The organism is Variovorax sp. 10N412, assembly GCF_056394985.1.
Genome location: NZ_JBFTIO010000011.1, coordinates 142,267 through 165,436, shown reverse-complemented (window position 1 = coordinate 165,436; position 23,170 = coordinate 142,267). Strand labels below are relative to the sequence as shown.

Here is a 23,170-nt window from a genome sequence, read left to right as displayed (position 1 = left end):
GGCTACCAGGGCTACCAGGGCCGTCAGGACGCGAGCGGCATCCGCAGCGCCACCTGCGTTTCGCCGGGGCGCGACTGCAGTTGCAGCTCGGCGCCCAGCCGGCGCGCCCGCGCGCGCAGGTTGCGCAGCCCGGCACCTGCGTTCCGAGCGGTGTCATTCACCGCGAAGCCGCGGCCGTCGTCGCGCACGCTGAGCCGCAGTTCCGCGCCGGCGCGCACCACGCTCACGTCCACGCGCTGGCTGGCGCTGTGCTTGAGCACGTTGGTCAGCGCCTCCTGCAAAAAGCGCATCAGGTCGAGGCTCTGCGAGGGCGGCAGCTCGAGCGTGTCGATGTTCGACACCTTCCAGCGGCAGTCGATGCCGTTGGCGTCCAGCAGCTGCGCGCTGCGGTGGCGCAGCGGCGCCAGCAGCTCGCCCAGGGCGCGGGCACCGTCGTCGCGGCCGGTGGCGTCGATGATCAGCCGCAGGTCGTCGCGCAGGCGCTTGAGCATGGCCAGCAGCTCCGGCGCGCTGAGGTTTTCGGGCGTGCGCTCCAGCGTGGCGATGCTGCCCACCAGCATGCCGCCCAGGCCGTCGTGCAGGTCGCTCACCAGGTTCACGCGCTCGCCGATGCGCGCGTGCGCCAGTTCCAGCGCATGCTGCTGCGCCAGCGTGGCGGCCAGCTCGGCCTTGGCGGCGTTCACCTCCTCGATGAGCTCGGTGTTGAAGTTCTCTATGCGCCGCAGGCTCTGCGCGAAGCGCGCGGCCTGCGCCAGCGCCATGCCCAGCAGCAACACGTACGACGACATGTTCGTGTAGTAGATGTTGCTGTCGATCACCTGCGTGAACACCAGCAGGTCGTGCGCGCCGGTGATGGCGGACAGCGCCATGAAGGGCGCGAGCGAGCGCATCGGGCTGCCGCGGTGGCGCCAGGCGTGCACGATGGCGACGCTGTTCACCACGATGATCGTCAGGCCGCCCACCAGCGTCCAGAGCGCGCGGTGCGCCGCCAGGCCGGCCAGCGGCGCGACCCACAGGTCGGTGACCCCGGCCGCCGCCACCAGCAGCGCCGCGCCCTCCAGGCGCGGCATGCGCCGTTGGCAGTACCGCAGCGCGAACACCAGGTAAGACAGGCTGAACACCAGCAGCAGCGAGGTGTTGAGCGCCTGCCAGCCGTGGTTGGACGCAAAGGGCCACGGGCTGGTCGCGATCTGGTTGTAGGCGAACAGCAGCCACAGCACCGACATTGCCGCGAACCAGCCGTAGGCCGTCTCGCGCCGGCGCAGCCACCACCAGGCGGCGAAGAAGGCCGAGACCGCCGCGCTCACCGCCAGGCCCAGCACCTGCAGGTCGTGGCGCAGCAGCCGCTCGTGCGCGAACCCGGCTTGCGTGGCCGCCGGCGTGCCCAGTTCGACCGGCCCCAGCCCCGCCTGGTAGACCGACAGGCCCGACACGCGCACCAGCAGCGTGTTGCTGCCCGCGCGCAGCAGCGGCGGCGCCAGCAGCCAGTGGCGCGGCGTGTTCCAGGCGCGCGTGAGCGGCTCCACCAGGCTGGCGTCGCGCGAAATGGGCGTGCCGTTGAGCGACACCTCGCCGGCCATGTTCAGGTAGTGCAGCAGCAAGCCGGCTTCACGCACCTGTTCGGGCTGTGTCCAGGTCAGCCGGTACCAGACCACGCCGTCGAAGCCGGGCCAGCGCTGCGCCCAGCTGTCGGGCAGTGTGACGGGCGTCCAGCCTTCGGCGGGCGGCGCGGTGTCTTGCCACCCGGCGCCGCGCACGGCCTCGACGTGCAGGGCCGGTGCGGCCACCGCCTGCGCCCAGGCCGGACCGGCTGCAAGACAGACGAGCAGCGCGCCGATCAGCGCAGCAAGCCATGCCGCCGCCCCTGGAACACGGCTTCGGTGCGCGAGTTGACGGCCAGCTTGCGGTAGATGTTCTTGGTGTGGCATTCGACGGTCAGCCTGGAAATCGACAGCATCTCGGCCATTTCCCGGTTGCTCAGGCCTTGAGACACGAGCTCGAGGATCTTGCGTTCGCGCGGTGTCAGGGCCGAGAGGAGTGCATCCCCGGGCGCATTCCCGCGCGCCCCGGCCGGTGCCGTCGCAGGCCGAGGCGCGGCGGCAGCCACCCACGCCAGGATGCGCCGCGCGATGGTCGGGTCGATCGGTGCACCGCCTTGCTCGATGCTGCGCAGCGCCATGGCCAGCTCGAGGTCGTCGCGCTCCTTCAGCAGGTAGCCGATGGCGCCCGCGCGCAGCGCCGAAAAGATGATTTCTTCGGTGCGCCAGGCCGAGATCACCACCGCCGGCACGCCCGGGTGGTGCGCCTGCAGCCAGCCGATCAGTTCCACGCCGCTGCCGTCGGGCAGGCCGATGTCCACCAGCGCCACGCTGTAGCGGTGTGCGCCCAGCAGTTGCTGCGCGCCGGCCACGCTGTCGGTCACCGCGATGTGCGCGTCGTCGCAGCCGAGGGTGGCCAGCACATGGCGCAGGCGCTGCTGCATCTGCGGGTCGTCCTCGACGATGAGGGCGGGGCTCAGCGAGACGGGGTCGGCGTCTTCAACGGGGAGAACGGGCATGGACGCAAGGGCTCCGGGCAGTGGGCGGACGGTTGCTGATTCTCCCGGATTGTTGCCAAGTATTGCCTTTTGTATCCAAGGCGCCTTTTTGCGCCTTGGCACCGCCCGCTCAGGTCGCCCGAGGGGGCCGGCACATGATCAGGTATTCGGCATCCGACACCGGCTCCCGGTGCGCGGCCTCGCTGCGAAAGCCCAGCCGCTCGTAGAACCCCACGCTGCGCGGCGTGAAGGTTTCCAGGAAGCAGGGCACGCCCGCCGCGTCGGCTTCAGCCAGCGTGGGCGCCAGCAGCCGCGCGCCCAGCCCGCGCCCTTGCGCGGCGGGCGCGATGCCCAGGATCGACAGGTACCACGCGCCCGCCGGCACCACGGTCGGGGCGCGCGCCGCCATGAACTCGACGATGCGGTGGTAGCTGGCCAGGCCACGAGGGCCCAGCGCGCCGGCGAGGAAGGCGCTTTTCGCGGCCGACTCGGCGGCATCGACCTCGTCCGCGCGCGGCAGCAGCCATGCCGCCGCGCCCAGCGCGGGGTCTTCGGGCGTCAGGCAGCGTCCGGTGCGCGCGGCCTCGTCCAGCGACCAGGCGAAGTACGAGGCGAGCACCGCCTTGCGCTGGCGCATGTCGTGCTCGAAATCGACCGAGATCGCCAGGTAGAACGGATCGACGATCAGCGCGTCGGCCAGCGCGGGCGTGGAGAGCGACAGGGGCAGGGGTTCTTCGGTCGGCATGCGGGTCTTGGAGCGGGTTCAGGGGCGGCCGCGCGATTCTAGGGAGCCGCTTTGCCTCCTGCGCCAGGAAGCGGTACAGCTTCGGGTCGTCCGCATAGCCCAGGTTGGGTGATCGTGGCCACGGCCTGTGTGCTGAACCTGCGCTTCGTGGTGTTCAGCGTGTTCCTGGGCAACGGGCGCCTGCTGTCCGACTGGCACGATGCCCGGCTCTTTGCAGTGGACGCCGCATTGGCCTACTACCTTGTTCGGCGAAACGATGTGGCCGGGACGATCCTGGTCGGCACGGGTACGCTGATGCGCTTGCGGCTCGGCGTCGGCTGGCCCTCACACGAACACTTTGGCGATTACTTTTTTCAAGCGAATGGAGAACACGAGATGACGCTGGCAATGAGCTGGGACGAATGGGCCGCGCACGACGGCATCGGGCTGGCCGAGCGCGTGCGCAAGGGCGACGTGACGGCGGCCGAACTGGCGGCGCAGGCCGCGGCCGGTATCGCGAAGGTCAACCCGCAGCTGGACGCGGTGGTCGAGGTGTTCGACGACGTGGTCGCCGACCCGCTGAAGGACGGCATGGACCCCGAGGGCGTGTTCGCCGGCCTGCCGTACCTCATGAAAGACCTGGGTCCCACGCTCAAGGGCCGGCTGCAGGAATTCGGCTCGATGATCATGCAGGGCAACCGCCCGGCCGCCGACAGCTTCCTCACGGAAAAGCTGCGCAAGGCCGGCCTGAACATCGTGGGCCGCAGCACCACGCCCGAGTTCGGTGTGTGCAGCTCGGTGGAAAACGCACTGCACGTCACGCGCAACCCGTGGGATCTCGAATACACCACCTGCGGCTCGTCGGCCGGCACGGCCGCAGCCGTGGCGGCGGGCGTGCTGCCGCTGTCGCACGCCACCGACGGCGGCGGCTCCATCCGCATTCCGGCGGGCGTGAACGGCAACATCGGCCTGAAGGTGTCGCGCGGCGTGTTTTCGCTGGCGCCGGGGCTGTCCGATCTGTCGGGGTTGGTCTCCATCCAGGGCTGCCACAGCCGCACCGTGCGCGACACGGCCGCCTTCGTCGACCACTGCCGCGGCGGCGCGCCGGGCGAGTTCATGCCCTTCTGGTCGCCGGCCGAGCCGTACAGCGAGCTCATCGAGAAAGACCCGGGCCGCCTGCGCATTGCGCTGTCGCACGAATGGGGCGACTTTCGGGCCACGCCGCATTTCGTGGCCGAGCTGGAGCGCGCGGGCAAGTTCCTCGAAGGGCTGGGCCACCACGTGGAGTGGGCGCTGCCCGAGGTCGACCTTCGGGCCGCCTTCGCCGCGCAGACCACCTGCTACATCAGCAACTTCGCGCAGGTCATCGACGGCCACCTGCACCGCCTGGGGCTGGAGCGCCCGCCAGCCGAGCTGCTGGAGCCGATCAACATCAAGATCTGGGAAGCCGGGCTGAACACTTCGTACACCGAGCGCTCGAAGATGCAGGCCGTGTTCAACACCACCTCGCGCGCCTTCGGCAACTTCTTCCAGGGCTGGGACATCATCCTGACGCCGATCACCGCGCTGCCCACGCCCAAGGTCGGCACCAGCGAATACCTCACGACCAGCGCCAATCCGTCGGTCCACGACTGGTTCGCCAACCTGTGGCAAAACTTCGCATACACGCCGCTGTCCAACCTGTGCGGTCTGCCGGGCATCTCGCTGCCGATGGCCGCGCAGGAGAACGGGTTGCCGCTGGGCATCCAGGCGCAGGCGGCGCAGGCGAACGACGGCTTGTTGCTGCAGCTGGCCGCGCAGATCGAGCGGGCGCTGGGCGGCAAGTGGAATGCGGGCGAACGGCCCGGGGTGCACGTCACCAAGGTGTGACAGGGGCGGCTGACAGGGGCGGCGGCGTGGCCGCCGTGGCCGCCGCGGTTCAGAGCAGGTTGCGCAGCGCGGCCTCGATGGCCGCGGCGGTGGCCAGCGGCTTTTCCATCGGGAACAGGTGCGTGCCGTCCAGCATGGCGATGCGGCCCTTGGTGACGAGCTGCGTCATCGCCATGCCCACGCGCTTCATCTCGGCCGACTGCCGCCCGCCGATGAAGGCGGCCTTGCACTTGAGCGGGTGCGCGCGCAGCAATGCGCCCAGGTTGTGGGGCAGGGTGTTGTAGATGGCGGTTTCCACGTCGCGGTCGAAGCTCAGCTCGCGGCCTTCTTCACCGCCCTTGTCGCCGTCGAAGGTGCCGTGGTCGATGTAGTCGTGCAGCACCTGCTCGTCCCACTTCGCAAAGGCCTTCTTGCTGCGGAAATGCGCGAACACCGCCTCGCGGTGCTCCCAGCTGTTGCGGCGCTTGCGGCTGATGGCGCCCGGCGAAATGCTCTTCATGAGCGGCGTGCGCTTGACCACGTTGAGCGTGTTCGCGCGCCAGCCGCCGAGGATGGGCGAGTCGACCAGCACCACGCCGCGCGCCAGTTCGGGGTGGCGTGCCGCGCACATCAGGCTCAGGAAGCCGCCCAGAGAATGGCCGACGAGGAACACCGGGCCGCCCGCGCGGTCGGCACGGGCCTTGGCGAAGTCGGCCAGCTGCTGCACCAGGTGCGGCCAGTTGTCGGTGACGGGGTATTTCGGGTCGTGCCCGAACTTCTCGATGGCGTCGACCTCGAAGCCGCGGTTGCGCAGGCTGTCGAGAAGGACGCGGTAAGTGCTGGCGGGAAAGCTGTTGCCGTGCGAGAAAACGACGGGTGGCACGGGGTTCAGATGAGCTTTTCGTCGGGAGTCGAGATCTTGCGCAGCGCGCCGTGGCGCGTGGCGGGCATCTTCAGCGGATGCTCGGTATGGCTGTCGTCCCACACCGGGTCCTCGATGCTGTCGAACACCTCGCGCAGCTTCTGGCCCCAGCTGTTGTGCATCATGCGGTAGTAGGGGTTGTCGGCGTCGATGCAGATCACGCGGTCGGTCTCGAGCTTGTTGGCCTCGTACACCACCAGGTCCAGCGGCAGGCCGACCGACAGGTTCGACTTCATGGTCGAGTCCATCGACACCAGCGCGCACTTGGCGGCCTCGTCCAGCGGGGTCTCGGGGGTGAGCACGCGGTCGAGCACGGGCTTGCCGTACTTCGATTCGCCGACTTGGAAGTAGGGCGTTTCGGTGGTGGCTTCGATGAAGTTGCCGGCCGCGTAGACCAGGAACAGGCGCATGCCCTCGCCCTTGACCTGGCCGCCGAAGATGAAGGACACGTTGAAATCGAGCCCCGCATGCTTGAGCGCCTCGGCGTCGCGGTCGTACACATGGCGCACCGCCGAGCCCAGCACGCGGGCGGCGTCGAACATGCTCTTGGCGTTCCAGATGGTGATGGGCTCGCCCGGCGTGCCGTCTTCGCGGGTTTCGCGCAGCTCTTCGATCTGCAGGATTTCGCGCACCGACTGCGAAATGCTCAGGTTGCCCGAGGACAGCAGCACCATCACGCGGTCGCCCGGCTGTTCGTAGACGATCATCTTGCGGAAGGTGCTGATGTGGTCCACGCCCGCATTGGTGCGCGAGTCGGACAGGAACACCAGGCCGGCGTTGAGTTTGATGCCTACGCAATAAGTCATGAGTTCGTCTCGCATGAACAGTGCCCGGTCAGCCGGCGGCCTGTTCGCGTTGGTTCAATTTTTGAAGGGCGTACAAGGCGTCGAGTGCCTCGCGCGGGCTCATGGTGTCGGGGTCTAGCGCAGCCAGGGCGGATTCTACGGCGCTGGCCAGGGGCGTCTCGGCCACCGGGGGCGGTGCGAACAGGTCGACCTGCGCACGCGTTTGTGCATGCTGCGATTCGAGGGCTTCCAGCGCCTGCCGTGCGTGGTTGACCACCGCCGCGGGCATGCCCGCGAGCCGCGCCACCTGGATCCCGTAGCTCTTGCTGGCCGGGCCAGGCTGCATTTCATGCAAAAACACGATGTCGCGGCCTGCCTCGGTGGCGCTCACGTGCATGTTCACCGCACCGTGGTGCGTGGCCGGGAACTCGGTCAGCTCGAAGTAGTGGGTGGCGAACAGCGTGAAGGCCTTGCTGCGGTCGTGCAGCTGTGCCGCAATGCCCGCGGCCAGCGCCAGGCCGTCGAAAGTGCTGGTGCCGCGGCCGATTTCGTCCATCAGCACCAGCGACTGCGCCGTGGCGCTGTGCAGTATCTGCGCGGCCTCGGTCATCTCGAGCATGAAGGTCGACTGCGCATTGGCCAGGTCGTCCGCCGCGCCGATGCGGGTATGAATGGCGTCGATCGGCCCCAGCCGGCAGGCCGCCGCCGGCACGTGCGAGCCGATGGAGGCCAGCAGCACGATGATCGCCACCTGCCGCATGTAGGTCGATTTACCGCCCATGTTGGGGCCGGTGATGACCTGCATGCGTTGCTGCGGGCCCAGTTGCGTGTCGTTGGCGATGAAGCCGCCCGACGACTTTTCGGCCAGCCGGGCTTCCACCACCGGATGGCGGCCCTGCTGGATCTCGATGCAGGGGTGCGACACGAAGACCGGCGCGCGCCAGTGCAGCGTGTGCGAGCGCTCGGCCAGCGCGCACAGCGCGTCCAGCGAGGCGATGCCGACGGCCAGTTGCGTGAGCGCGGGCACCGAGGGCTGCAGCGCGTCGAGCAGCTGTTCGTAGAGCCACTTCTCGCGGGCCAGCGCGCGGTCTTGCGCGCTCAGGGCCTTGTCCTCGAAGGCTTTCAGTTCGGGCGTGATGAAGCGCTCGGCGTTCTTCAGTGTCTGGCGGCGGCGGTAGTTGTCGGGCACCTTCGACAGTGCGCTTTGCGTGACCTCGATGTAGAAGCCGTGCACCCGGTTGAACTGCACGCGCAGGTTGCTGATGCCGGTGCGCTCGCGCTCGCTGATTTCGAGCTTCAGCAAGAAGTCGTCGCAGTTGTCGCTGATGGCGCGCAACTCGTCGAGCTCGGCGTCGTGGCCGGTGGCGATCACGCCGCCATCGCGCACCAGCGCGGACGGGTCGGGTTTGATGGCGCTCACCAGCAGGTCGGCGCAGCCGGGCGGCGGTGCCAGCCGCTCGGCGATGCGGGCGAGCAGCGGGGCGGACGCGGGAAGGATCGGCGCCAGCTGCTCGGCCTTGGCCAGCGCCAGGCGCAGCGCCAGCAGTTCGCGCGGGCGCACCTGCCGCAACGCGATGCGCGCCGCGATGCGTTCCACGTCGCTGGTGTTCTTCAGTTGCTCGCGCAGCGAGCGCCAGGGCGCGGCCGTGCCGTTCAACACCGTGGACTGCAGCGCGCCGATGGCTTCGAGCCGGGCCTGCGCCTCGCTGCGGTCGCGGCGAGGCGACAGCAGCCAGCGCTTCAGCAGGCGGCTGCCCATGCCCGTCATGCAGGTGTCGAGCAGCGAGAACATGGTGGGCGAGTCTTCGCCGCGCAGCGTCTGCACCAGTTCGAGGTTGCGCCGCGTGGTGGGCGGCAGCTCGATCAGATCGCCGTCGCGTTCCACCGACAGACGCTGCACGTGCGAGAGCGCGCGGCCCTGCGTGTGCTCGGCATAGCCCAGCAGCGCGGCGGCCGCGGCATGCGCGTTGGTCAGCGATTCGGCGTTCCAGGCGGCCAGGCTGTTGCTGCCCATCTGCTCGCTGAGCTTGCGCTCGCCCAGGCCGCCGTCGAACTGCCACGCGGGGCGGATCGACAGGGTGAAGGGGGTGGACGCGCGGGCGGCTTTCAGGCGCTGTTCGAAGGCGGGGGTGACCTCGGCGCTGTAGAGCAGTTCGCTGGGCGCGATGCGCGCGATCCAGGTTTCGAGCGCATCGGCCGGGCACTCGGCCAGCCGCAGTTCGGCGCCTGTCACGCTGAGCCAGGCCAACCCGCAGAAATTGCGCGTGCCGGCGTGCACCGCGAGGAGCAGCGATTCGCTCTTGTCGCTGAGCAGTTCGGAGTCGGTCAGCGTGCCGGGCGTGACCACCCGCATCACCTTGCGCTCGACCGGGCCCTTGCTCGCGCCGACCTCGCCCACCTGCTCGCAGATGGCGACCGATTCCCCCAGCTTGATGAGCCGCGCGAGGTAGGTGTCGACCGCATGGAAGGGCACGCCGCACATCACGACCGGCTGGCCGGCCGACTGGCCGCGCTGCGTGAGGGTGATGTCGAGCAGGCGCGCGGCCTTTTCGGCGTCGGCCCAGAACAGCTCGTAGAAGTCGCCCATCCGGTAGAACAGCAGGGTGTCCGGGTGGTCGGCCTTGAGGCCGAGGTACTGCGCCATCATGGGCGTGTGCCCGGAAAAGTCGCTGGTCGTGGGGGAGGGTTGGGCAGTCGTCGTTTTCACTCGGGCGATTATCGGGGACGGTCGCAGCTCAGCCGATGACCAGCTTGACTGGCTTGCCGATGCGACTGAGCATCTCGACCAGCGTGTCGATGGTGAACTTGGCTGTCTTCCTGTTCACCACGTCAGAAACCCGAGGGCGGGAGACCATCAGGATGTCGGCCGCTTCGGCTTGCTTCAGGTGATGCTCCGAGATCCAGCTCGACAACTCCTCCATGAGTTGCTGTTTCAGCAGCCGCGTATCGGTGATCTGCTTTTGCGATGCTGCCTGCAGGCGCTTGGCCTCCGCGGGCGGAAAGCCCAACTCGAGGAAGAGGTTGGCGCCAGGCTTGGTGACGTGATTGATTGCTGTGTCGGTCTTCATGGTCATTTCTTCCTCGTCTTGATCACCGCCCGATAGCGTGCCTGTGCGATCGCCTTGTCCTGCTGACTGGTCGCCTGTGCTTTCTTCTGGAAACAATGCAGGACATAGATGGCTTCCTCGAACATGGCCACGTACATCACGCGGTAGATGCCGCTCGGGTCCCTGAGCCGGATTTCCCGCGTGCCGGAACCCACGTCATTGAACGGCTTCCAGTCCGTCGGGTCCTGCCCGGCCTGGACCTTGCCCAATTCGAAACCCGCTGCGCGGCGCGCTTCCACGGGGAATGACAGCAGATCCGCATATGAAGAGCCTGCCCAGCGGATTTCCTTTTCGTCCATCCATGCGCCTGTGTGTATAAGATTTTATACGCGAAGCCGAATGCGCCATCGCGCAACGACTCCCCTGATTCCGCATTGTTGGCAAGGTCCGGATGCTTTTGCTTCGGGCGGCACGATCTCGATGCCGACGGTCGTGAACTTTGCGGCATATCGAACCCCGATCAATTGCCGTGGCCTGCGAGAACTGCCGCAACCTCGCCGACATTCCGGCCCGCCGGCCCATTCGACGCGCAGCCACCGCTCTAAAATCCGCCAGCGCGACCCCCGCGTGAAGAACAAGGCGCCCATGGCCCAGCTGAACGAATCCAAAGGCCCTGAAGCGGTCGCCACCGCGCTGCCAGACAGCGCCACCGTCTCTGCCGAACTTGCCGCGCTGTACCTGTGCATGCCGCCGGCCCAGCTTGCGGACCTGCGCAAGTCGAAGCGGCCCGACGGGCGCGCGGGCAATAGCGCCAGCGTGATCCGGCCCGTGGAAGGCGGCGCGGCCGGGGCGCACCAGCCGGTGCGCTACCAGCTCGGCGCGTTGCGCGACTTTGCGAAGGCGAACGCCGCGCCCTCCGCCTTCGACACTGCGTCCAACGCCGGCATGCAGGGCTGGGCGTCCGCCAAGCTGCCTTTCTTCGCCGAGCTCGAGCCGCGCGTGAAGCGGGGCCGGCGCGTGATCATCGGCGGTGCCTGGGACCGTGCGGACCCCCTGCGCGAGAAGCGCTTCATGGACCTGGCGCAGGGCCGCATCCGCTTCACGTCGCTCACCTGCTTCGAAGCCGCGACCAGCCTGTGGGCCGACACGGCAAGCCACGCCGCGCTGGCCGACAAGGGCCTGGCCCTGCTCCGGAGCGAGACGCAGGCCATAGAGGCGGCGCTGGCGGACACCGGCGCGCTGGCAGCCAGGTCGAGCGCCGACACTGCGAGCTGACCCCGCCTGCAGGCATTTCCCCAACCCCTGTGAATTTTTCGGAGCTTCCATGCTGATCAACTGCGTGGCCTATGAAAACGGCGCCAAGCTCGCCGACATTTCGGTCGAGGACATCAGCGACTACATCAGCCGGCCGGGTTGCTTCGTGTGGGTGGCGCTGAGCGACGCCTCCGACGAAGAACTGGAAGAGATGCAGAAGGAATTCAACCTGCATCCGCTGGCGGTCGAGGACGCCCACCACGGCCACCAGCGCCCGAAGGTGGAGGAATACGGCGACTCGCTCTTCGTGGTCATGCACCTGGTGGAGCCCTCGGCCGAGGGCGAGCACTGCACCAACGTGGGCGAGGTCGACGTGTTCGTCGGCGCGAACTACGTGCTGTCGGTGCGCAACCGCAGCAAGCAAGGCTTTCTGGGCGTGCGCGAGCGCTGCGAGCGCGAGCCCGACCTGCTGCGCAACGGCGCGGGCTTCGTGCTGTATGCGCTGATGGACGCGGTGGTCGACCGCTACTTTCCGGTGATCGACGCGCTCGAGGTGGAGCTGGAAGCCATCGAGCAGCAGATCTTCGGCCAAGGCGGCGTGGCGCGCGACAAGATCAAGCAGCTGTACGACCTGAAGCGGCGCAGCATGATCCTGAAGCGCGCGGTGGCGCCGCTGCTGGAGGCGGCCGGCAAGATGCACGGCGGGCGGGTGCCCCAGATCTGCATGAGCTCGCAGGAGTACTTTCGCGACGTGGGCGACCACCTGGGGCGTATCAACGGCTCCATCGACGCGATGCGCGACACCATCGGCACGGCCATTTCAGTGAACCTGTCGATGGTGACCATCGAAGAGAGCGAGGTCACCAAGCGGCTCGCGGCCTGGGCCAGCATCTTCGCGGTGTGCACGGCGTTCGCCGGCATCTGGGGCATGAACTTCGAGAACATGCCGGAGCTGAAATTCCACTACGGCTACCCGGTGGCGCTGGGCCTGATCGCCGCCACCTGCGGCTATCTCTATTACCGGTTCAGGCGCGCCGGCTGGCTTTGACAACGGCCACATCGCCGGGCCGTTGCTAATGCCAAACTAATAAACATGTAGATAATCCAGTCCCTTATGAAAAGGGACTTTACGCAGCGTTTCGGTTTTCTCGTCAAGAGCGTCGGCAAGCTCTACATCGAAGAGTTCGACCGCCTGGCGCGCGAACGCATCGGCCTCACCAGCGCGCAGTGCCGCCTGCTGGGCGCATTGGCCATGCACGGCGACCCGGACGAGGTCGAGCCGCTGTCGCAGGCCGAACTGGCGCAGCGGCTCGACCTCACACCGATGGCGGTGGCCGGGCTGTGCGACCGCATGGCCGCGGCCGGCTGGATCCGCCGCGAGCCCAGCGCCACCGACCGCCGCGTCAACAAGATCCACCTGGAGCCCAGCGCCGAGAAAGCGCTCGACGCCGCGCTGAGCATCAGCGACGGGCTCAATGCCCGTGTGATGTCGGTGCTGACGCAGGCCGAACGGCTGCAGTTGCTGGGCCTGCTGGGCAAGGTGCACGGCAGCCTGGTGGACATCACCTCCGGCGGAGGGAGCAAGCCATGAGCGTCGCCCCCGGAACCACCGTGCCGCACAAGGGGATGATCACCATCTCGATCATGCTGGCGACCATCATGCAGGCGCTGGACACCACCATCGCCAACGTCGCCCTGCCGCACATGCAGGGCAGCCTGCAGGCCTCGCAGGACCAGATCACCTGGGTGCTCACCTCGTACATCGTGGCCTCGGCCATCGCGTTGCCGCTCACGGGGTGGCTGTGCGGCCACTGGGGCCGCCGGCGCGTGTTCATCATCTCGGTCATCGGCTTCACGGTGGCCTCGGCGCTGTGCGGGCTGGCGACCTCGCTGGTCGGCATCGTGGCCGCGCGGCTGCTGCAGGGCGTGTTCGGCGCGGCGCTGGTGCCGCTCTCGCAGGCGGTGCTGCTGGACATCAACCCGCGCGAGAAGGTGGGCCAGGCCATGGCCATCTGGGGCGCGGGCATCATGGTCGGGCCCATCCTCGGGCCGCTGCTGGGCGGCTGGCTCACCGAGAACTTCGACTGGCGCTGGGTGTTCTTCATCAACCTGCCGGTGGGCATCTTCGCGTTCTGGGGCATCGCGCGCTACCTGCCCGAGAGCCGGCCGCAGGGCGAGAAGCTCGACATCTTCGGCTTCGTCACGCTGAGCCTGGCGATCGGCATGCTGCAACTCTTTCTGGACCGCGGCGAGCAGCTTGACTGGTTCGACTCGTGGGAAATCAAGCTCGAGGCCGCCGCGGCGCTGGTGGCCTTCGGCTTCTTCGTGGTCCACACCTGGACGGTGCAGGGCGTGTCGTTCTTCGACCGCGACCTGCTGAAAGACCGCAACTTCGTCACCGGCCTGCTGTTCGCGTTCATCGTCGGCATGATCCTGTTCGCCACCATGGCGCTGCTGCCCAACTTCCTGCAGGGGCTGATGGGCTATCCGGTGATCTACACCGGGGAGGTGACCGCGCCGCGGGGCGTGGGCACGATGATCGCGATGATCATCGTGGGGCGGCTGGTGCAGCGCATCGACGTGCGCGCGATCATGGCGGTGGGCTTCGGGCTCACGGCGTTCTCGCTCTACCAGATGACGCGGCTCACGCTGCAGATGGACAGCTCGCTGATCGTCGTCTCGGGTTTCATCCAGGGCCTGGGCATCGGCTTCACCTTCGTGCCGCTGTCGACCGCCACCTTCGCCACGCTGGCGCCGCGCCTGCGCAACCAGGGCACGCCCATCTTCAGCCTGCTGCGCAACATCGGCAGCAGCGTGGGCATCTCGATCGTGCAGGCGCTGCTGACCGAAGGATCGAGCAAGGCGCACGCGCAGATTGCGTCGACCGTGGCGCCGGGCAATCCGGCGCTGGCGACGCTGCCGCAGATGATGTCGCCCGACACGCTGACGGGGCTGGCGCTGATCAACGCCGAGGTGACGCGCCAGGGCGCGCTGATCGGCTACCTGGACGACTTCGGGATCATGATGGTCATCACGGTGCTGGCGATTCCGCTGCTGCTGCTGATCAAGAGCCCGCGGCGGAATGCGGCGGCGTCTGGGCCGGCGGAAGTGCCGCACTGAGTTTGCATGTCTCCCTCCCCCGCTGGGGGAGGGTAGGGGTGGGGGCACGACGGCCTATGCGCCATCAGCTGCTTGTCGAACGCCGCTTGCCCCCATCCCGGCCTTCCCCCAGAGGGGGAAGGAGCAAGACCGAATTACTCGTCGTGCGAATCGTGCGTGGCCGCCGCACCCTTGCGCCAGTAACCCGAGGCCCGCGTCCACTTCGGGTTCGCGCCGCGCTCGCCCACCAGGTGCGCGCGCAGCGCCTTGGCGATGGCCGACTCGCAACCCACCCACGCATGGAAGTCGCCGGCCGGCAGCGTCGCCGCCTTCAGCGCATCGACCAGCACGGGGCTCGTGCCCGGCTCCGCGCCGCGGCGGTGCACCCATTGCAGCGTGAGTTCGGCCTGCGTCTCGAACGCCAGTTCGTCGGCCTCGCTGTCGACTTCCGCCAGCACCACCGCGCGCGCACCGGCGGGCAGTTCGGCCAGTCGGCGCGAGATGGCGGGCAGGGCGGTGTCGTCGCCGATCAGCAGGTGCCAGTCGAAGGCGGTCGGCACGATGAACGAGCCGCGCGGGCCGCCCACGCCGAGGACGTCGCCGGGCTTGGCCTGCTCAGCCCATTGCGTAGCGGGGCCGGCGTCGTGCAGCGCGAAGTCGATCTCCAGCGTGCCGGCCTGCGCGTCGTGGCGGCGCGGCGTGTAGTCGCGCATGGTCGGGCGGCCGCTCGCGGGCCACACCGGGCCGTCGGGGCCGGCGGTCGGCAGCGTGAGCTTGCCGGTGGCGGCATCGGGAAAGAAGATCTTCGCGTGGTCGTCGAAGCCGGGGCTGCTGAAGCCCGCGAGGTCGTCGCCCGTGAGCGTGATGCGGATCAGGTGCGGCGTCACGCGCTCGGCGGTCTTCACCGTGAGCTGGCGAAAGCGCAGGTCGTGGCGCACCCGGCGCGGTGTGCGGTCGGGGGCGGTGGGAGCAGATGAGGTACTGAGGTCAGTCATTGCAGAGGTCCTGGGTGAGCAGGGCGGGTTGAGATGGGGGTGGGAGAGCGGGCGTTCAGATCTTTTCGATCTGCTGCGCCGCGCTGTCGAGCACGGCCGCGAAGTCGTGCGCCTGCTGCTCGGTCAGCGGCGTGCCCGACAGGCGCATGCGCATCGCGAGCTTGAGGTTCTCGATGGCGCGCGTGACCTGCGGCGGGCGTCCGCCGCGCGGGCCGGCGCCGTCGACGCCGCCGCTCATGCGGGACATCATGGCGTCGGCCGTCTCGCGGTTGGCCGCCAGGAATTCCTGGCCGCTGTCGGTGATGCTGTAGCGCTTGCGCCCGCCGTTGTCGGCGGTTTCCACGCTGAGGTAGCCCATTTCCTCGAGCAGCGTGAGGGTGGGGTAGACCACGCCGGGGCTCGGCGCGTAGCTGCCGCCGAGGCGGTCTTCGATGGCCTTGATCAGCTCGTAGCCGTGGGCTGGCTTGTCGGCGATGAGCTGCAGCAGCACGAAGCGCAGGCCGCCGTGGCCGAACACGCGTCCGCCGCCACCGCCGCCGCGTCCGCCACGGTGTCCGCGGCCGCCGGAAAGACCGTCTTCATGTTCGCCGCGGGCGGTGCGGCAGTGTTGATGGTCGAGGTGGAAATGTCTCATGGTGGGTATCCTTCTTGATGTGTATCGGAATTATTTTAGATATATCTAAAATAAAGTCAAATCGATACATGAAAGACGACCCGGATGCCCGGAAGCAGGGCCTTCAGACGGCCCCGGCCCTGTGGGTGTTGTGCGCGTGCAGGTGCTCCAGCGTCAATGCCTCGCCGATGTGCGAAAGCGCCGGCAGGTCCTGAGCGCCACCGGGCGCCACACACCCGCGGCGCGGCGCTTTCACGCGGGCGGCTGCTCCAGCACGCTCTCCTGAAAGCGCTGCGCCGCCGAGGTCTGGCCTCCGGGCGGCAGTGCCAGCGCAATGCCGATGGCCGTCTGCGCGCCCGGCCCGGCGAGCTTCTTGAAGACGATGTTGCGCGCCACATGCCGCGCCGCGACCGAGGGCACCAGCGCCACGCCCAGGCCGCTTTCCACCAGGCTGATGAGCGTCTGCACCTGCACCGCCTCCTGCTGCACGTCGGGAATGAAGCCCGCCTGCTGGCAGGCCAGCAATGCCGCGGCATGCAGGCCCGGCACCTCCATGGCGCCGTACATCACGAAGGTTTCCTGCGCCAGGTCGGCCAGCGTGAGCCGCCGGCGCCGCGCCAGCGGGTGATCCACCGACAGCGCCGCCATGAACACGTCGCGCTCGACGGGGAAGATGCGCGCCTTGCACGCCCGCCCGATGGGAAAGCGCACCAGCCCCGCATCGACGTCGCCGCTTTCCACCATCTCGACGATGCGCGCGGTGGTCGATTCGGCCAGCTGCAGGTGCACGCCCGGATAACGCGCCCTGAAGCTCGGCAGCACGCGCGGCATCAGCGCATAGGTGGCCGAGCCGACGAAGCCCACGCGCAGCGTGCCGGCCTCGCCGCGCGAGGCGGCCTGCGCGGCCAGCGTGAACTGCTCGGTGTGGAACACCGCGCGCCGCGCGTTTTCTAGCGCGGCCGCGCCGGCCGGCGTGAGCTCGGTGCCGCGCCGGTTGCGCACGAACAGCGGCACGCCCACCTGTTCTTCGAGCCGCCGTATGGAGGCCGACAGCGGCGGCTGCGCCATGTGCAGCCGTTCTGCCGCGCGGTGGAAGTTGAGCGTTTCGGCCAGGGCGAGAAAGTGGCGAAGCTGGCGTGTGTCCATGATCTCCAAAAGGTATCACAGAGCGGGAATTTGATATTGGACGGCATTGCCTGCGCTTCCCAGAATGGGCGCCAGGAGACAACCAGACGATGCTTCCCCTTCAGGGCGTGAAGGTGCTCGACCTTTCGAGCGTGGTGTTCGGACCGTTGGCGAGCCAGACGCTCGCCGACTACGGTGCCGAGGTGATCAAGATCGAGCCGCCCGAGGGCGACTCCACGCGCCACACCGGTCCGGCCACGGAGGCCGGCATGTCGGCCGTGTTCCTCGGCAGCAACCACAGCAAGAAGAGCGTGGTGCTCGACCTCAAGCGCCCCGCGGCGCGCGATGCGCTGATGGCGCTGCTGGCCGGCGCCGACGTGTTCATGCACAGCATGCGCCCGCAGAAGCTGGCGGCGCTGGGCATCGCCCCCGAAACGCTCACGGCGCGCTTTCCGCGGCTGGTGTATGCCGGCCTGCACGGCTTTGCGCAGGGCGGGCCTTACGCGGGGCGGCCGGCCTACGACGACGTGATCCAGGGCATGTCGGGCCTGTCCGCGCTCATGGAACAGCAAGGCGGCGAGGCGCGCTACCTGCCCACCATCGCGGCCGACAAGACCTGCGCGCTGGTCGGTGCGCAGGCCATCCTCGCGGCGCTGTTCCAGCGCGAGCGCACGGGGCGCGGCTGCTTCGTGGAGATCCCGATGTTCGAGACCATGGTGGCCTTCAACCTCGTGGAGCACATGTACGGGCGGCACTTCGAGCCGCCGCTCGCGCCGGCCGGCTACCCGCGCGTGCTCACGCCGTGGCGGCGTCCGTGGCGCACGGCCGACGGGCACATCTGCATGATGCCGTACACCTCCCAGCACTGGCAGCGCTTCTTCACCGAAGTGGGCGAGCCCGCCATGGCGGGGGACCCGCGCTTCGCCGACATGGCGGCGCGCACGCGGCACATCGGCGAACTGCTCGAACTGGCCGGGCGCTTCGTGGCGAGCGGCACCACCGCCCACTGGCTCGCCACCTGCGAGCGGCTGGAGATTCCGGCCGCCCCCATCAGCCGGCTCGACGACCTGCCCGACGACCCGCACCTGGTGGCGACCGGCTTCTTCACCGAACTCGAAGACCCCCGCATGGGCGCGATGCGCTTCCCCGGCGTACCCGTGAAGTTCGACGGCGTGAGGCCCCCCGTGCGCATGCCGCCGCGCCTGGGCGAGCACACCCGCGAAAGCCTTGCCGCGGCCGGCTGGTCCGGCGCACAGATCGACAGCCTCATGGAGACCCCGCGATGACCGACTTGCCCCAGTTCTCACCCGAACACCGCGCGCTGCCCCGCCTGGGCCAGGGCTTCGTCTGGCAGGACCTCGCGGTCGGCCAGCGCCTGCGCACCTTTCGCCGCACCGTGACCGAAACCGACCTCGTCAACTTCATCGGCGTGACCGGCATGCTGGAGGCGATCTTCATCGACGCCGCGTACGAAGGCAGCGCCATCGCCGGCCGCCCGGTGCCGGCCGCGCTCACCTACACGCTGGTCGAGGGCTTCATCCTGCAGACCATGATCCAGGGCACGGGCCTGGCGATGCTGGAGCTGGTTCAGAAGATCCATGCGCCCGTGCTCGTGGGCGACAGCATCGAGGCCGTCGTCGAAGTGACCGGCATCCGCCCGACGTCGAAGGGTGGCCGCGCCATCGTCGATTCGCGCATCGAGGTCTTCAACCAGCACGGCCGCTGCGTCATGCACTACGACGCGCGGCGCCTGCTCGCGGGCCGCACGGCCGGCGCGCACTGATTTCGAACGACAGACAACCACAACGGAGACAAAAGACATGCATGCATCCCGCTTCCTCGCGCGCCGCTCGCTGGCGCTCGCCACGGCCGCCGCGCTGCTCGGCCTGGCCGCCCCGGGCGCCTTCGCGCAGGGCGCCGCCTACCCGGCCAAGCCCATCACCATGATCGTGCCGTTCCCGCCGGGCGGGCCCACCGACCTGGTCGCACGCGTGCTCGCGCAGAAGCTCGGCGAGCAGATGGGGCAGACCGTGCTGGTGGACAACCGCGGCGGCGCCAATGGCAACATCGGCGCGCAGCTGGTGGCCAAGGCCACGGCCGACGGCTACACCATCCTCTACAACACCTCGTCGATCACGCTGAGCCCTGCGCTCTACAAGAGCGTGTCGTACGACGTGCAGAAAGACTTCGCGCCCGTGGCGCTGGTGGCCGTGGTGCCGCTCGCGCTCGTCGTGCACCCGTCGATTCCGGCCAACACCGTCAAGGAGTTCGTGGCCTACGCCAAGGCGCATCCGGGCAAGCTCTCGTACGGCTCGGCGGGCAACGGCAACGTCACGCACCTGGGCGCCTTCCAGTTCGTGCAGGCCAACGGCCTGGAGGCCACGCACGTGCCCTACAAGGGCAGCGCGCCGGCCGACGTCGACCTGGTGGGCGGGCAGATCCAGTTCATGACCGACACCGTCAACTCGGTGATGAGCTTCGTGCGCGACAAGCGCATGAAGATGCTCGCCGTGACCACGGCCAAGCGCATGACCCTGTTTCCCGACGTGCCCACGCTGGCGGAGTCGGGCATGCCGGGCTTCGAGGTGGGGGCGTGGCAGGGCGTGATGGTGCCCGCGGGCACGCCGCAGGCCGTGGTCGACAAACTCAACGCGGAGATCGTCAAGGCACTGAAGTCGCCCGACGTGCGCGATCGGCTGGCGCTGCAGGGCGCCGAGCCGCTGGGCTCCACGCCGCAGGAGTACGGCGCCTACGTGAAGAAGGAGCTGGCCCGCTGGGCCGGCGTGGTCAAGGCCACGGGCGTGACGCTCGATTGAAGGCGATGCACATGACCTTTACTTCCAGGCTCATCGCCCCCTTGCTGGCGCTGGCGGCCGTGTTCGGCGCGGGCCCCATAGCGGCGCAGACGGCCGCGGACTTTCCGTCGAAGCCCATCAAGTTCGTCGTGCCCTTCCCGCCCGGCAGCGGCACCGACACCTCGGCGCGCTACTTCAGCCGCAAGCTCACCGAACTCACCGGCCAGCCGGTGGTGGTCGAGAACAAGCCCGGCGCCAACGGCTTCATCGCGGTGAAGGCGGTGCTCTCCGCGCCGGCCGACGGCTACACCGTGTTCGTCGGCAGCAACTCGACGCTGGCGGTGAACGTGGCGCTGTTCAAGTCGCTGCCCTACGACCCGGTGGCCGACCTGGCGCCGCTCACCATGATGATGCGTTCGCCCGCGCTCGTGGTGGTGCCCGGCAACTCCGAATACAAGACGCTGGCCGAACTGATCGCGGGCGCCAAGGCCAAGCCCGGCGTGCTGAACTACGGCGCGGGTTCGGCCGGCTACCAGCTGATGTCCGAGCTCTTCAACGACGCGGCCAAGGTGCACACCGCCCATGTGCCCTTCAAGGGCGCGGGCGAGGCGGTCATCGCGGTGGTGTCGGGCACGGTGAACATGGCCTTCGCCGAGATCACCAGCGTGCAGGAGCTGGCCAGGTCGGGCAAGGTGCATGCGCTGGCCGTGGCGGCCGACAAGCGCATTCCCGCGTTGCCTTCGGTGCCCACGGCCGGCGAGGCCGGCCTGCCGGGCTTCGCGGCCTACACCTGGGTCGGCGCGATGGTTTCTTCGAAGACGCCCAAGGCCGAGACCGACAAGCTGGCAGCCTTGCTCACGAAGATTGAAACCATGCCCGAGACCCGCGAGTTCTACGAACGCATCGGCGCCGAGGTGATGCGCGGCGGGCCCGAGGAAATGCGCGCCTTCCAGGGCGCGGAAATCCAGCTGTGGAAGCGCATCGCGGTCAAGGCCAATGTCGAGCAGCAGTAAGGCAACCGCCATGAACAACCCGCCTGCACCAGCTTCGGCAGGCGCGCTGTCGCACATCCGCGTGCTCGACCTGTCGCGCGTGCTGGCCGGGCCCTGGGCCAGCCAGACGCTGGGCGACCTGGGCGCGGAGGTCATCAAGATCGAGCGCCCCGGGCGCGGCGACGACACGCGCCTGTGGGGCCCGCCCTTCCTGAAAGACCGCGAGGGCGAAGACACACGCGACTCGGCCTACTACCTCTGCGCCAACCGCAACAAGAAGTCGGTCGCCATCGACTTCACCACCGCGGCGGGCCAGGCGCTGGTGCGCGAGATGGCCAAGCGCTGCGACGTGGTCATCGAGAACTTCAAGGTGGGCAGCCTCGCGCAGTACGGGCTCGACCACGCGTCGCTGCATGCCCTCAACCCGCGGCTGGTGTATTGCTCGATCACCGGCTTCGGCCACACGGGCCCGTATGCGCAACGCGCGGGCTACGACTTCCTCATGCAGGGCATGGGCGGGCTCATGAGCATCACCGGCCGCGCCGACGGGGAAGAGGGCGCGGGCCCGATGAAGGTGGGCGTGGCGCTTACGGACATCCTCACGGGGCTCTATGCGAGCACCGCCATCCTGGCTGCGCTGCAGGCGCGCGACCTCACGGGCGTGGGGCAGCACATCGACCTGGCGCTGCTCGACGTGCAGGTCGCCTGCCTCGCCAACCAGGGCATGAACCATCTGTATGGCGGCTCCCCCAGGCGCATGGGCAACGCGCACCCGAACACCGTGCCGTACCAGGACTTTCCGACGAAGGACGGCTTCATGATCCTGGCCATCGGCAACGACGGGCAGTTCGGCAACTTCTGCCGCGCGGTCGGGCATGCGGAGTGGGCCGGCGACGCGCGCTTCAGGACCAATGCCGACCGTATCGCCCATCGCACGGTGCTGATCGCGCTGATGCGCGAGCTCACCGTCACGCGCGGCACCGCCGAGTGGATCGCGCTGTTCGAGCAGGTGGGCGTGCCCTGCGGCCCCATCAACACCATCGCCGACGTGTTCGAAGACCCGCAGGTGAAGGCGCGCGGCACGCAGATCCGCATGACGCATCCGGTGGCCGGGGAGATTCCGCTGGTGGCCAGCCCGCTGCGCATGTCGCAGACGCCGGTGCAGTACCGCCGCGCGCCGCCGCTGCTGGGCCAGGACACGCGCGACGTGCTGGCCGACGTGATGGGCATGGCGCCGGAGGCGATTGCTGATTTGATGAAACAAGGAGTAGTCGCATGAGCGCGCTGACCTCGCTGTCGATGACAGCGATCCCGCCCGAGGACGAGGCGCTGCGCGCGCCCGTGCGGGCCTTTCTTTCCGACGCGCTGGCCAACGTGCCCGCGCACATCCGCGCCAAGTCGTGGTCGGGCTACGACAGCGCCTTCAGCCGCGAACTCGGCAAGCGCGGCTGGCTCGGCATCACGCTGCCCAAGGAATACGGTGGCGGCGGCCGCAGCGCCTTCGCGCGCTACGTGCTGGTGGAGGAGTTCCTGAACTTCGGCGCGCCCGTCGGCTCGCACTGGATCGCCGACCGCCAGAGCGGCCCGCTCATCCTGAAGTACGGCACCGAGGCGCAGAAGCGCTTCTACCTGCCGCCGATCTGCCGCGGCGAGTCGTTCTTCTGCATCGGCATGAGCGAGCCCGATGCCGGCTCCGACCTGGCCAGCGTGCGCACCCGTGCCGTGCGCACGGACGAGGGCTTCACGCTCAACGGCCAGAAGATCTGGACCACCAACGCGCACCACTGCCAGTACATGATCGCGCTGGTGCGCACCTCGGGCGACGCGCAGGACCGGCACAAGGGCCTGTCGCAGGTCATCGTCGACCTGGGCCTGCCGGGCGTCACGGTGCGGCCCATCACCGACCTGTCGGGCGACTCGCATTTCTGCGAAGTGTTCTTCGACAACGTGGCGCTCGCACCCGACGCGCTCATCGGCGAAGAGGGCAGGGGCTGGGAGCAGGTGACGGCCGAGCTGGCCTTCGAGCGCAGCGGGCCCGAGCGGCTGTTCTCCAGCATCGTGCTGTTCGACGAGTGGCTGGCCTTCGTGCGCACCGAAGCCGGTCGCACCCCGGCATCGGTGCGGCTGGCCGGCAAGATACTGAGCCAGCTCGCGCCGCTGCGCGCCATGTCGCTCGCCGTCACCGAGAAGGTGGCGCAGGGAGGCAGCCCCATCGTCGAGGCTGCGCTCGTCAAGGACCTGGGCACGGGCGTGGAGCAGCTCATTCCCGCCGCCATTGCCGACGACCTGTATGCCCGCGACGGGCAGGACATTCCGCTCGAACTGCTGCGCACGCTCGACTACGTGACGCAGGTGGCGCCGTCGTTCTCGCTGCGCGGCGGCACGCGCGACATCCTGCGCGGAATGATCGCGCGCGGCCTCGGCCTGCGTTGACA

The 23,170-nt window shown here is 68.7% G+C and carries 22 protein-coding genes; 11 read left to right on the top strand and 11 right to left on the bottom strand.

What is annotated here, in order from left to right:
- Positions 1–23 precede the first annotated feature (23 nt).
- The 3 genes from AC1DJH_RS23425 to AC1DJH_RS23415 form a co-directional block, all read right to left on the bottom strand.
- Complete coding sequence (locus AC1DJH_RS23425) at positions 24–1,928, bottom strand: sensor histidine kinase (RefSeq protein ID WP_478187349.1); 1,905 nt, start codon at positions 1,926–1,928, stop codon at positions 24–26.
- A complete protein-coding gene (locus AC1DJH_RS23420; protein ID WP_478187348.1) occupies positions 1,838–2,557 on the bottom strand; it encodes a response regulator transcription factor in 720 nt (239 codons plus the stop codon). The genes AC1DJH_RS23425 and AC1DJH_RS23420 overlap by 91 nt, the downstream gene beginning before the upstream one ends.
- 109 nt (positions 2,558–2,666) lie before the next feature.
- A complete protein-coding gene (locus tag AC1DJH_RS23415) occupies positions 2,667–3,281 on the bottom strand; it encodes a GNAT family N-acetyltransferase (RefSeq protein ID WP_478187347.1) in 615 nt (204 codons plus the stop codon).
- A gap of 375 nt (positions 3,282–3,656) precedes the next feature.
- Here AC1DJH_RS23415 and AC1DJH_RS23410 point away from each other — a divergent pair, with 375 nt between their 5' ends.
- Complete coding sequence (locus AC1DJH_RS23410; protein ID WP_478187359.1) at positions 3,657–5,129, top strand: amidase; 1,473 nt, start codon at positions 3,657–3,659, stop codon at positions 5,127–5,129.
- 49 nt (positions 5,130–5,178) lie between these two features.
- Here AC1DJH_RS23410 and AC1DJH_RS23405 read toward each other — a convergent pair whose 3' ends face one another.
- Genes AC1DJH_RS23405 through AC1DJH_RS23385 form a run of 5 tightly spaced genes read right to left on the bottom strand, consistent with a single transcriptional unit; the run spans position 5,179 to position 10,221 of the window.
- Entirely contained in the window at positions 5,179–5,991 is an 813-nt protein-coding gene (locus AC1DJH_RS23405) for an alpha/beta hydrolase (protein WP_478187346.1), read from the bottom strand.
- A gap of 5 nt (positions 5,992–5,996) precedes the next feature.
- Positions 5,997–6,836 (bottom strand): proteasome-type protease, encoded by an 840-nt coding sequence (locus AC1DJH_RS23400; RefSeq protein ID WP_116912950.1) that lies wholly within the window; start codon positions 6,834–6,836, stop codon positions 5,997–5,999.
- Positions 6,837–6,864: 28 nt separating this feature from the next.
- On the bottom strand, positions 6,865–9,522 hold the full coding sequence (gene mutS, locus AC1DJH_RS23395; RefSeq protein WP_478187345.1) for a DNA mismatch repair protein MutS: 2,658 nt from the start codon (positions 9,520–9,522) through the stop codon (positions 6,865–6,867).
- A 28-nt stretch (positions 9,523–9,550) separates the two neighbouring features.
- Positions 9,551–9,883: a helix-turn-helix domain-containing protein gene (locus AC1DJH_RS23390; RefSeq protein WP_472120986.1), complete on the bottom strand. Its 333-nt coding sequence runs from the start codon at positions 9,881–9,883 to the stop codon at positions 9,551–9,553.
- A gap of 2 nt (positions 9,884–9,885) precedes the next feature.
- Positions 9,886–10,221 carry a type II toxin-antitoxin system RelE/ParE family toxin gene (locus AC1DJH_RS23385; RefSeq protein WP_478187344.1) on the bottom strand — a complete coding sequence of 112 codons (336 nt, stop codon included), beginning with the start codon at positions 10,219–10,221 and terminating at the stop codon, positions 9,886–9,888.
- A gap of 286 nt (positions 10,222–10,507) precedes the next feature.
- Between AC1DJH_RS23385 and AC1DJH_RS23380 the strand changes: the two genes are divergently transcribed.
- From AC1DJH_RS23380 to AC1DJH_RS23365, 4 genes are all read left to right on the top strand, one after another.
- On the top strand, positions 10,508–11,137 hold the full coding sequence (locus AC1DJH_RS23380; RefSeq protein WP_478187343.1) for a hypothetical protein: 630 nt from the start codon (positions 10,508–10,510) through the stop codon (positions 11,135–11,137).
- A 49-nt stretch (positions 11,138–11,186) separates the two neighbouring features.
- Positions 11,187–12,164: a magnesium and cobalt transport protein CorA gene (locus AC1DJH_RS23375; protein WP_472120976.1), complete on the top strand. Its 978-nt coding sequence runs from the start codon at positions 11,187–11,189 to the stop codon at positions 12,162–12,164.
- A 66-nt stretch (positions 12,165–12,230) separates the two neighbouring features.
- Positions 12,231–12,707: a MarR family winged helix-turn-helix transcriptional regulator gene (locus AC1DJH_RS23370; RefSeq protein WP_472120973.1), complete on the top strand. Its 477-nt coding sequence runs from the start codon at positions 12,231–12,233 to the stop codon at positions 12,705–12,707.
- Positions 12,704–14,236, top strand: a complete 1,533-nt coding sequence (locus AC1DJH_RS23365; RefSeq protein ID WP_478187342.1) for a DHA2 family efflux MFS transporter permease subunit — start codon at positions 12,704–12,706, stop codon at positions 14,234–14,236. The genes AC1DJH_RS23370 and AC1DJH_RS23365 overlap by 4 nt, the downstream gene beginning before the upstream one ends.
- A 134-nt stretch (positions 14,237–14,370) precedes the next feature.
- Here the strand turns inward: AC1DJH_RS23365 and AC1DJH_RS23360 are convergent, their stop codons facing one another.
- The 3 genes from AC1DJH_RS23360 to AC1DJH_RS23350 form a co-directional block, all read right to left on the bottom strand.
- Positions 14,371–15,210 carry a siderophore-interacting protein gene (locus AC1DJH_RS23360; protein ID WP_478187341.1) on the bottom strand — a complete coding sequence of 280 codons (840 nt, stop codon included), beginning with the start codon at positions 15,208–15,210 and terminating at the stop codon, positions 14,371–14,373.
- A 55-nt stretch (positions 15,211–15,265) separates the two neighbouring features.
- Positions 15,266–15,844, bottom strand: coding sequence for a PadR family transcriptional regulator (locus AC1DJH_RS23355; protein ID WP_478187340.1), 579 nt, complete (start codon positions 15,842–15,844; stop codon positions 15,266–15,268).
- Between the two features lie 231 nt (positions 15,845–16,075).
- Entirely contained in the window at positions 16,076–16,969 is an 894-nt protein-coding gene (locus AC1DJH_RS23350; protein WP_478187339.1) for a LysR family transcriptional regulator, read from the bottom strand.
- An 89-nt stretch (positions 16,970–17,058) separates the two neighbouring features.
- Here AC1DJH_RS23350 and AC1DJH_RS23345 point away from each other — a divergent pair, with 89 nt between their 5' ends.
- Genes AC1DJH_RS23345 through AC1DJH_RS23320 form a run of 6 tightly spaced genes read left to right on the top strand, consistent with a single transcriptional unit; the run spans position 17,059 to position 23,168 of the window.
- On the top strand, positions 17,059–18,234 hold the full coding sequence (locus tag AC1DJH_RS23345) for a CaiB/BaiF CoA transferase family protein (protein WP_478187338.1): 1,176 nt from the start codon (positions 17,059–17,061) through the stop codon (positions 18,232–18,234).
- Entirely contained in the window at positions 18,231–18,731 is a 501-nt protein-coding gene (locus AC1DJH_RS23340; RefSeq protein ID WP_478187337.1) for a MaoC family dehydratase, read from the top strand. The genes AC1DJH_RS23345 and AC1DJH_RS23340 overlap by 4 nt, the downstream gene beginning before the upstream one ends.
- Before the next feature lie 37 nt (positions 18,732–18,768).
- Positions 18,769–19,764, top strand: coding sequence for a Bug family tripartite tricarboxylate transporter substrate binding protein (locus AC1DJH_RS23335; RefSeq protein WP_478187336.1), 996 nt, complete (start codon positions 18,769–18,771; stop codon positions 19,762–19,764).
- A 5-nt stretch (positions 19,765–19,769) separates the two neighbouring features.
- On the top strand, positions 19,770–20,756 hold the full coding sequence (locus AC1DJH_RS23330) for a Bug family tripartite tricarboxylate transporter substrate binding protein (RefSeq protein WP_478187335.1): 987 nt from the start codon (positions 19,770–19,772) through the stop codon (positions 20,754–20,756).
- 10 nt (positions 20,757–20,766) lie between these two features.
- Complete coding sequence (locus AC1DJH_RS23325) at positions 20,767–22,014, top strand: CaiB/BaiF CoA transferase family protein (protein WP_478187334.1); 1,248 nt, start codon at positions 20,767–20,769, stop codon at positions 22,012–22,014.
- Positions 22,011–23,168, top strand: a complete 1,158-nt coding sequence (locus tag AC1DJH_RS23320; protein ID WP_478187333.1) for an acyl-CoA dehydrogenase family protein — start codon at positions 22,011–22,013, stop codon at positions 23,166–23,168. Before AC1DJH_RS23325 ends, AC1DJH_RS23320 begins: the two co-directional genes overlap by 4 nt.
- Positions 23,169–23,170: the final 2 nt, after the last annotated feature.

Bases quoted from the DNA above. Each gene is read 5' to 3' on its own strand.
- AC1DJH_RS23425 (WP_478187349.1), bottom strand. From the start codon at position 1,928: ATGCCACACCAAGAACATCTACCGCAAGCTGGCCGTCAACTCGCGCAC.
- AC1DJH_RS23420 (WP_478187348.1), bottom strand. From the start codon at position 2,557: ATGCCCGTTCTCCCCGTTGAAGACGCCGACCCCGTCTCGCTGAGCCCC.
- AC1DJH_RS23415 (WP_478187347.1), bottom strand. From the start codon at position 3,281: ATGCCGACCGAAGAACCCCTGCCCCTGTCGCTCTCCACGCCCGCGCTG.
- AC1DJH_RS23410 (WP_478187359.1), top strand. From the start codon at position 3,657: ATGACGCTGGCAATGAGCTGGGACGAATGGGCCGCGCACGACGGCATC.
- AC1DJH_RS23400 (WP_116912950.1), bottom strand. From the start codon at position 6,836: ATGACTTATTGCGTAGGCATCAAACTCAACGCCGGCCTGGTGTTCCTG.
- AC1DJH_RS23390 (WP_472120986.1), bottom strand. From the start codon at position 9,883: ATGAAGACCGACACAGCAATCAATCACGTCACCAAGCCTGGCGCCAAC.
- AC1DJH_RS23385 (WP_478187344.1), bottom strand. From the start codon at position 10,221: ATGGACGAAAAGGAAATCCGCTGGGCAGGCTCTTCATATGCGGATCTG.
- AC1DJH_RS23380 (WP_478187343.1), top strand. From the start codon at position 10,508: ATGGCCCAGCTGAACGAATCCAAAGGCCCTGAAGCGGTCGCCACCGCG.
- AC1DJH_RS23375 (WP_472120976.1), top strand. From the start codon at position 11,187: ATGCTGATCAACTGCGTGGCCTATGAAAACGGCGCCAAGCTCGCCGAC.
- AC1DJH_RS23370 (WP_472120973.1), top strand. From the start codon at position 12,231: ATGAAAAGGGACTTTACGCAGCGTTTCGGTTTTCTCGTCAAGAGCGTC.
- AC1DJH_RS23365 (WP_478187342.1), top strand. From the start codon at position 12,704: ATGAGCGTCGCCCCCGGAACCACCGTGCCGCACAAGGGGATGATCACC.
- AC1DJH_RS23360 (WP_478187341.1), bottom strand. From the start codon at position 15,210: ATGACTGACCTCAGTACCTCATCTGCTCCCACCGCCCCCGACCGCACA.
- AC1DJH_RS23355 (WP_478187340.1), bottom strand. From the start codon at position 15,844: ATGAGACATTTCCACCTCGACCATCAACACTGCCGCACCGCCCGCGGC.
- AC1DJH_RS23350 (WP_478187339.1), bottom strand. From the start codon at position 16,969: ATGGACACACGCCAGCTTCGCCACTTTCTCGCCCTGGCCGAAACGCTC.
- AC1DJH_RS23345 (WP_478187338.1), top strand. From the start codon at position 17,059: ATGCTTCCCCTTCAGGGCGTGAAGGTGCTCGACCTTTCGAGCGTGGTG.
- AC1DJH_RS23340 (WP_478187337.1), top strand. From the start codon at position 18,231: ATGACCGACTTGCCCCAGTTCTCACCCGAACACCGCGCGCTGCCCCGC.
- AC1DJH_RS23335 (WP_478187336.1), top strand. From the start codon at position 18,769: ATGCATGCATCCCGCTTCCTCGCGCGCCGCTCGCTGGCGCTCGCCACG.
- AC1DJH_RS23330 (WP_478187335.1), top strand. From the start codon at position 19,770: ATGCACATGACCTTTACTTCCAGGCTCATCGCCCCCTTGCTGGCGCTG.
- AC1DJH_RS23325 (WP_478187334.1), top strand. From the start codon at position 20,767: ATGAACAACCCGCCTGCACCAGCTTCGGCAGGCGCGCTGTCGCACATC.
- AC1DJH_RS23320 (WP_478187333.1), top strand. From the start codon at position 22,011: ATGAGCGCGCTGACCTCGCTGTCGATGACAGCGATCCCGCCCGAGGAC.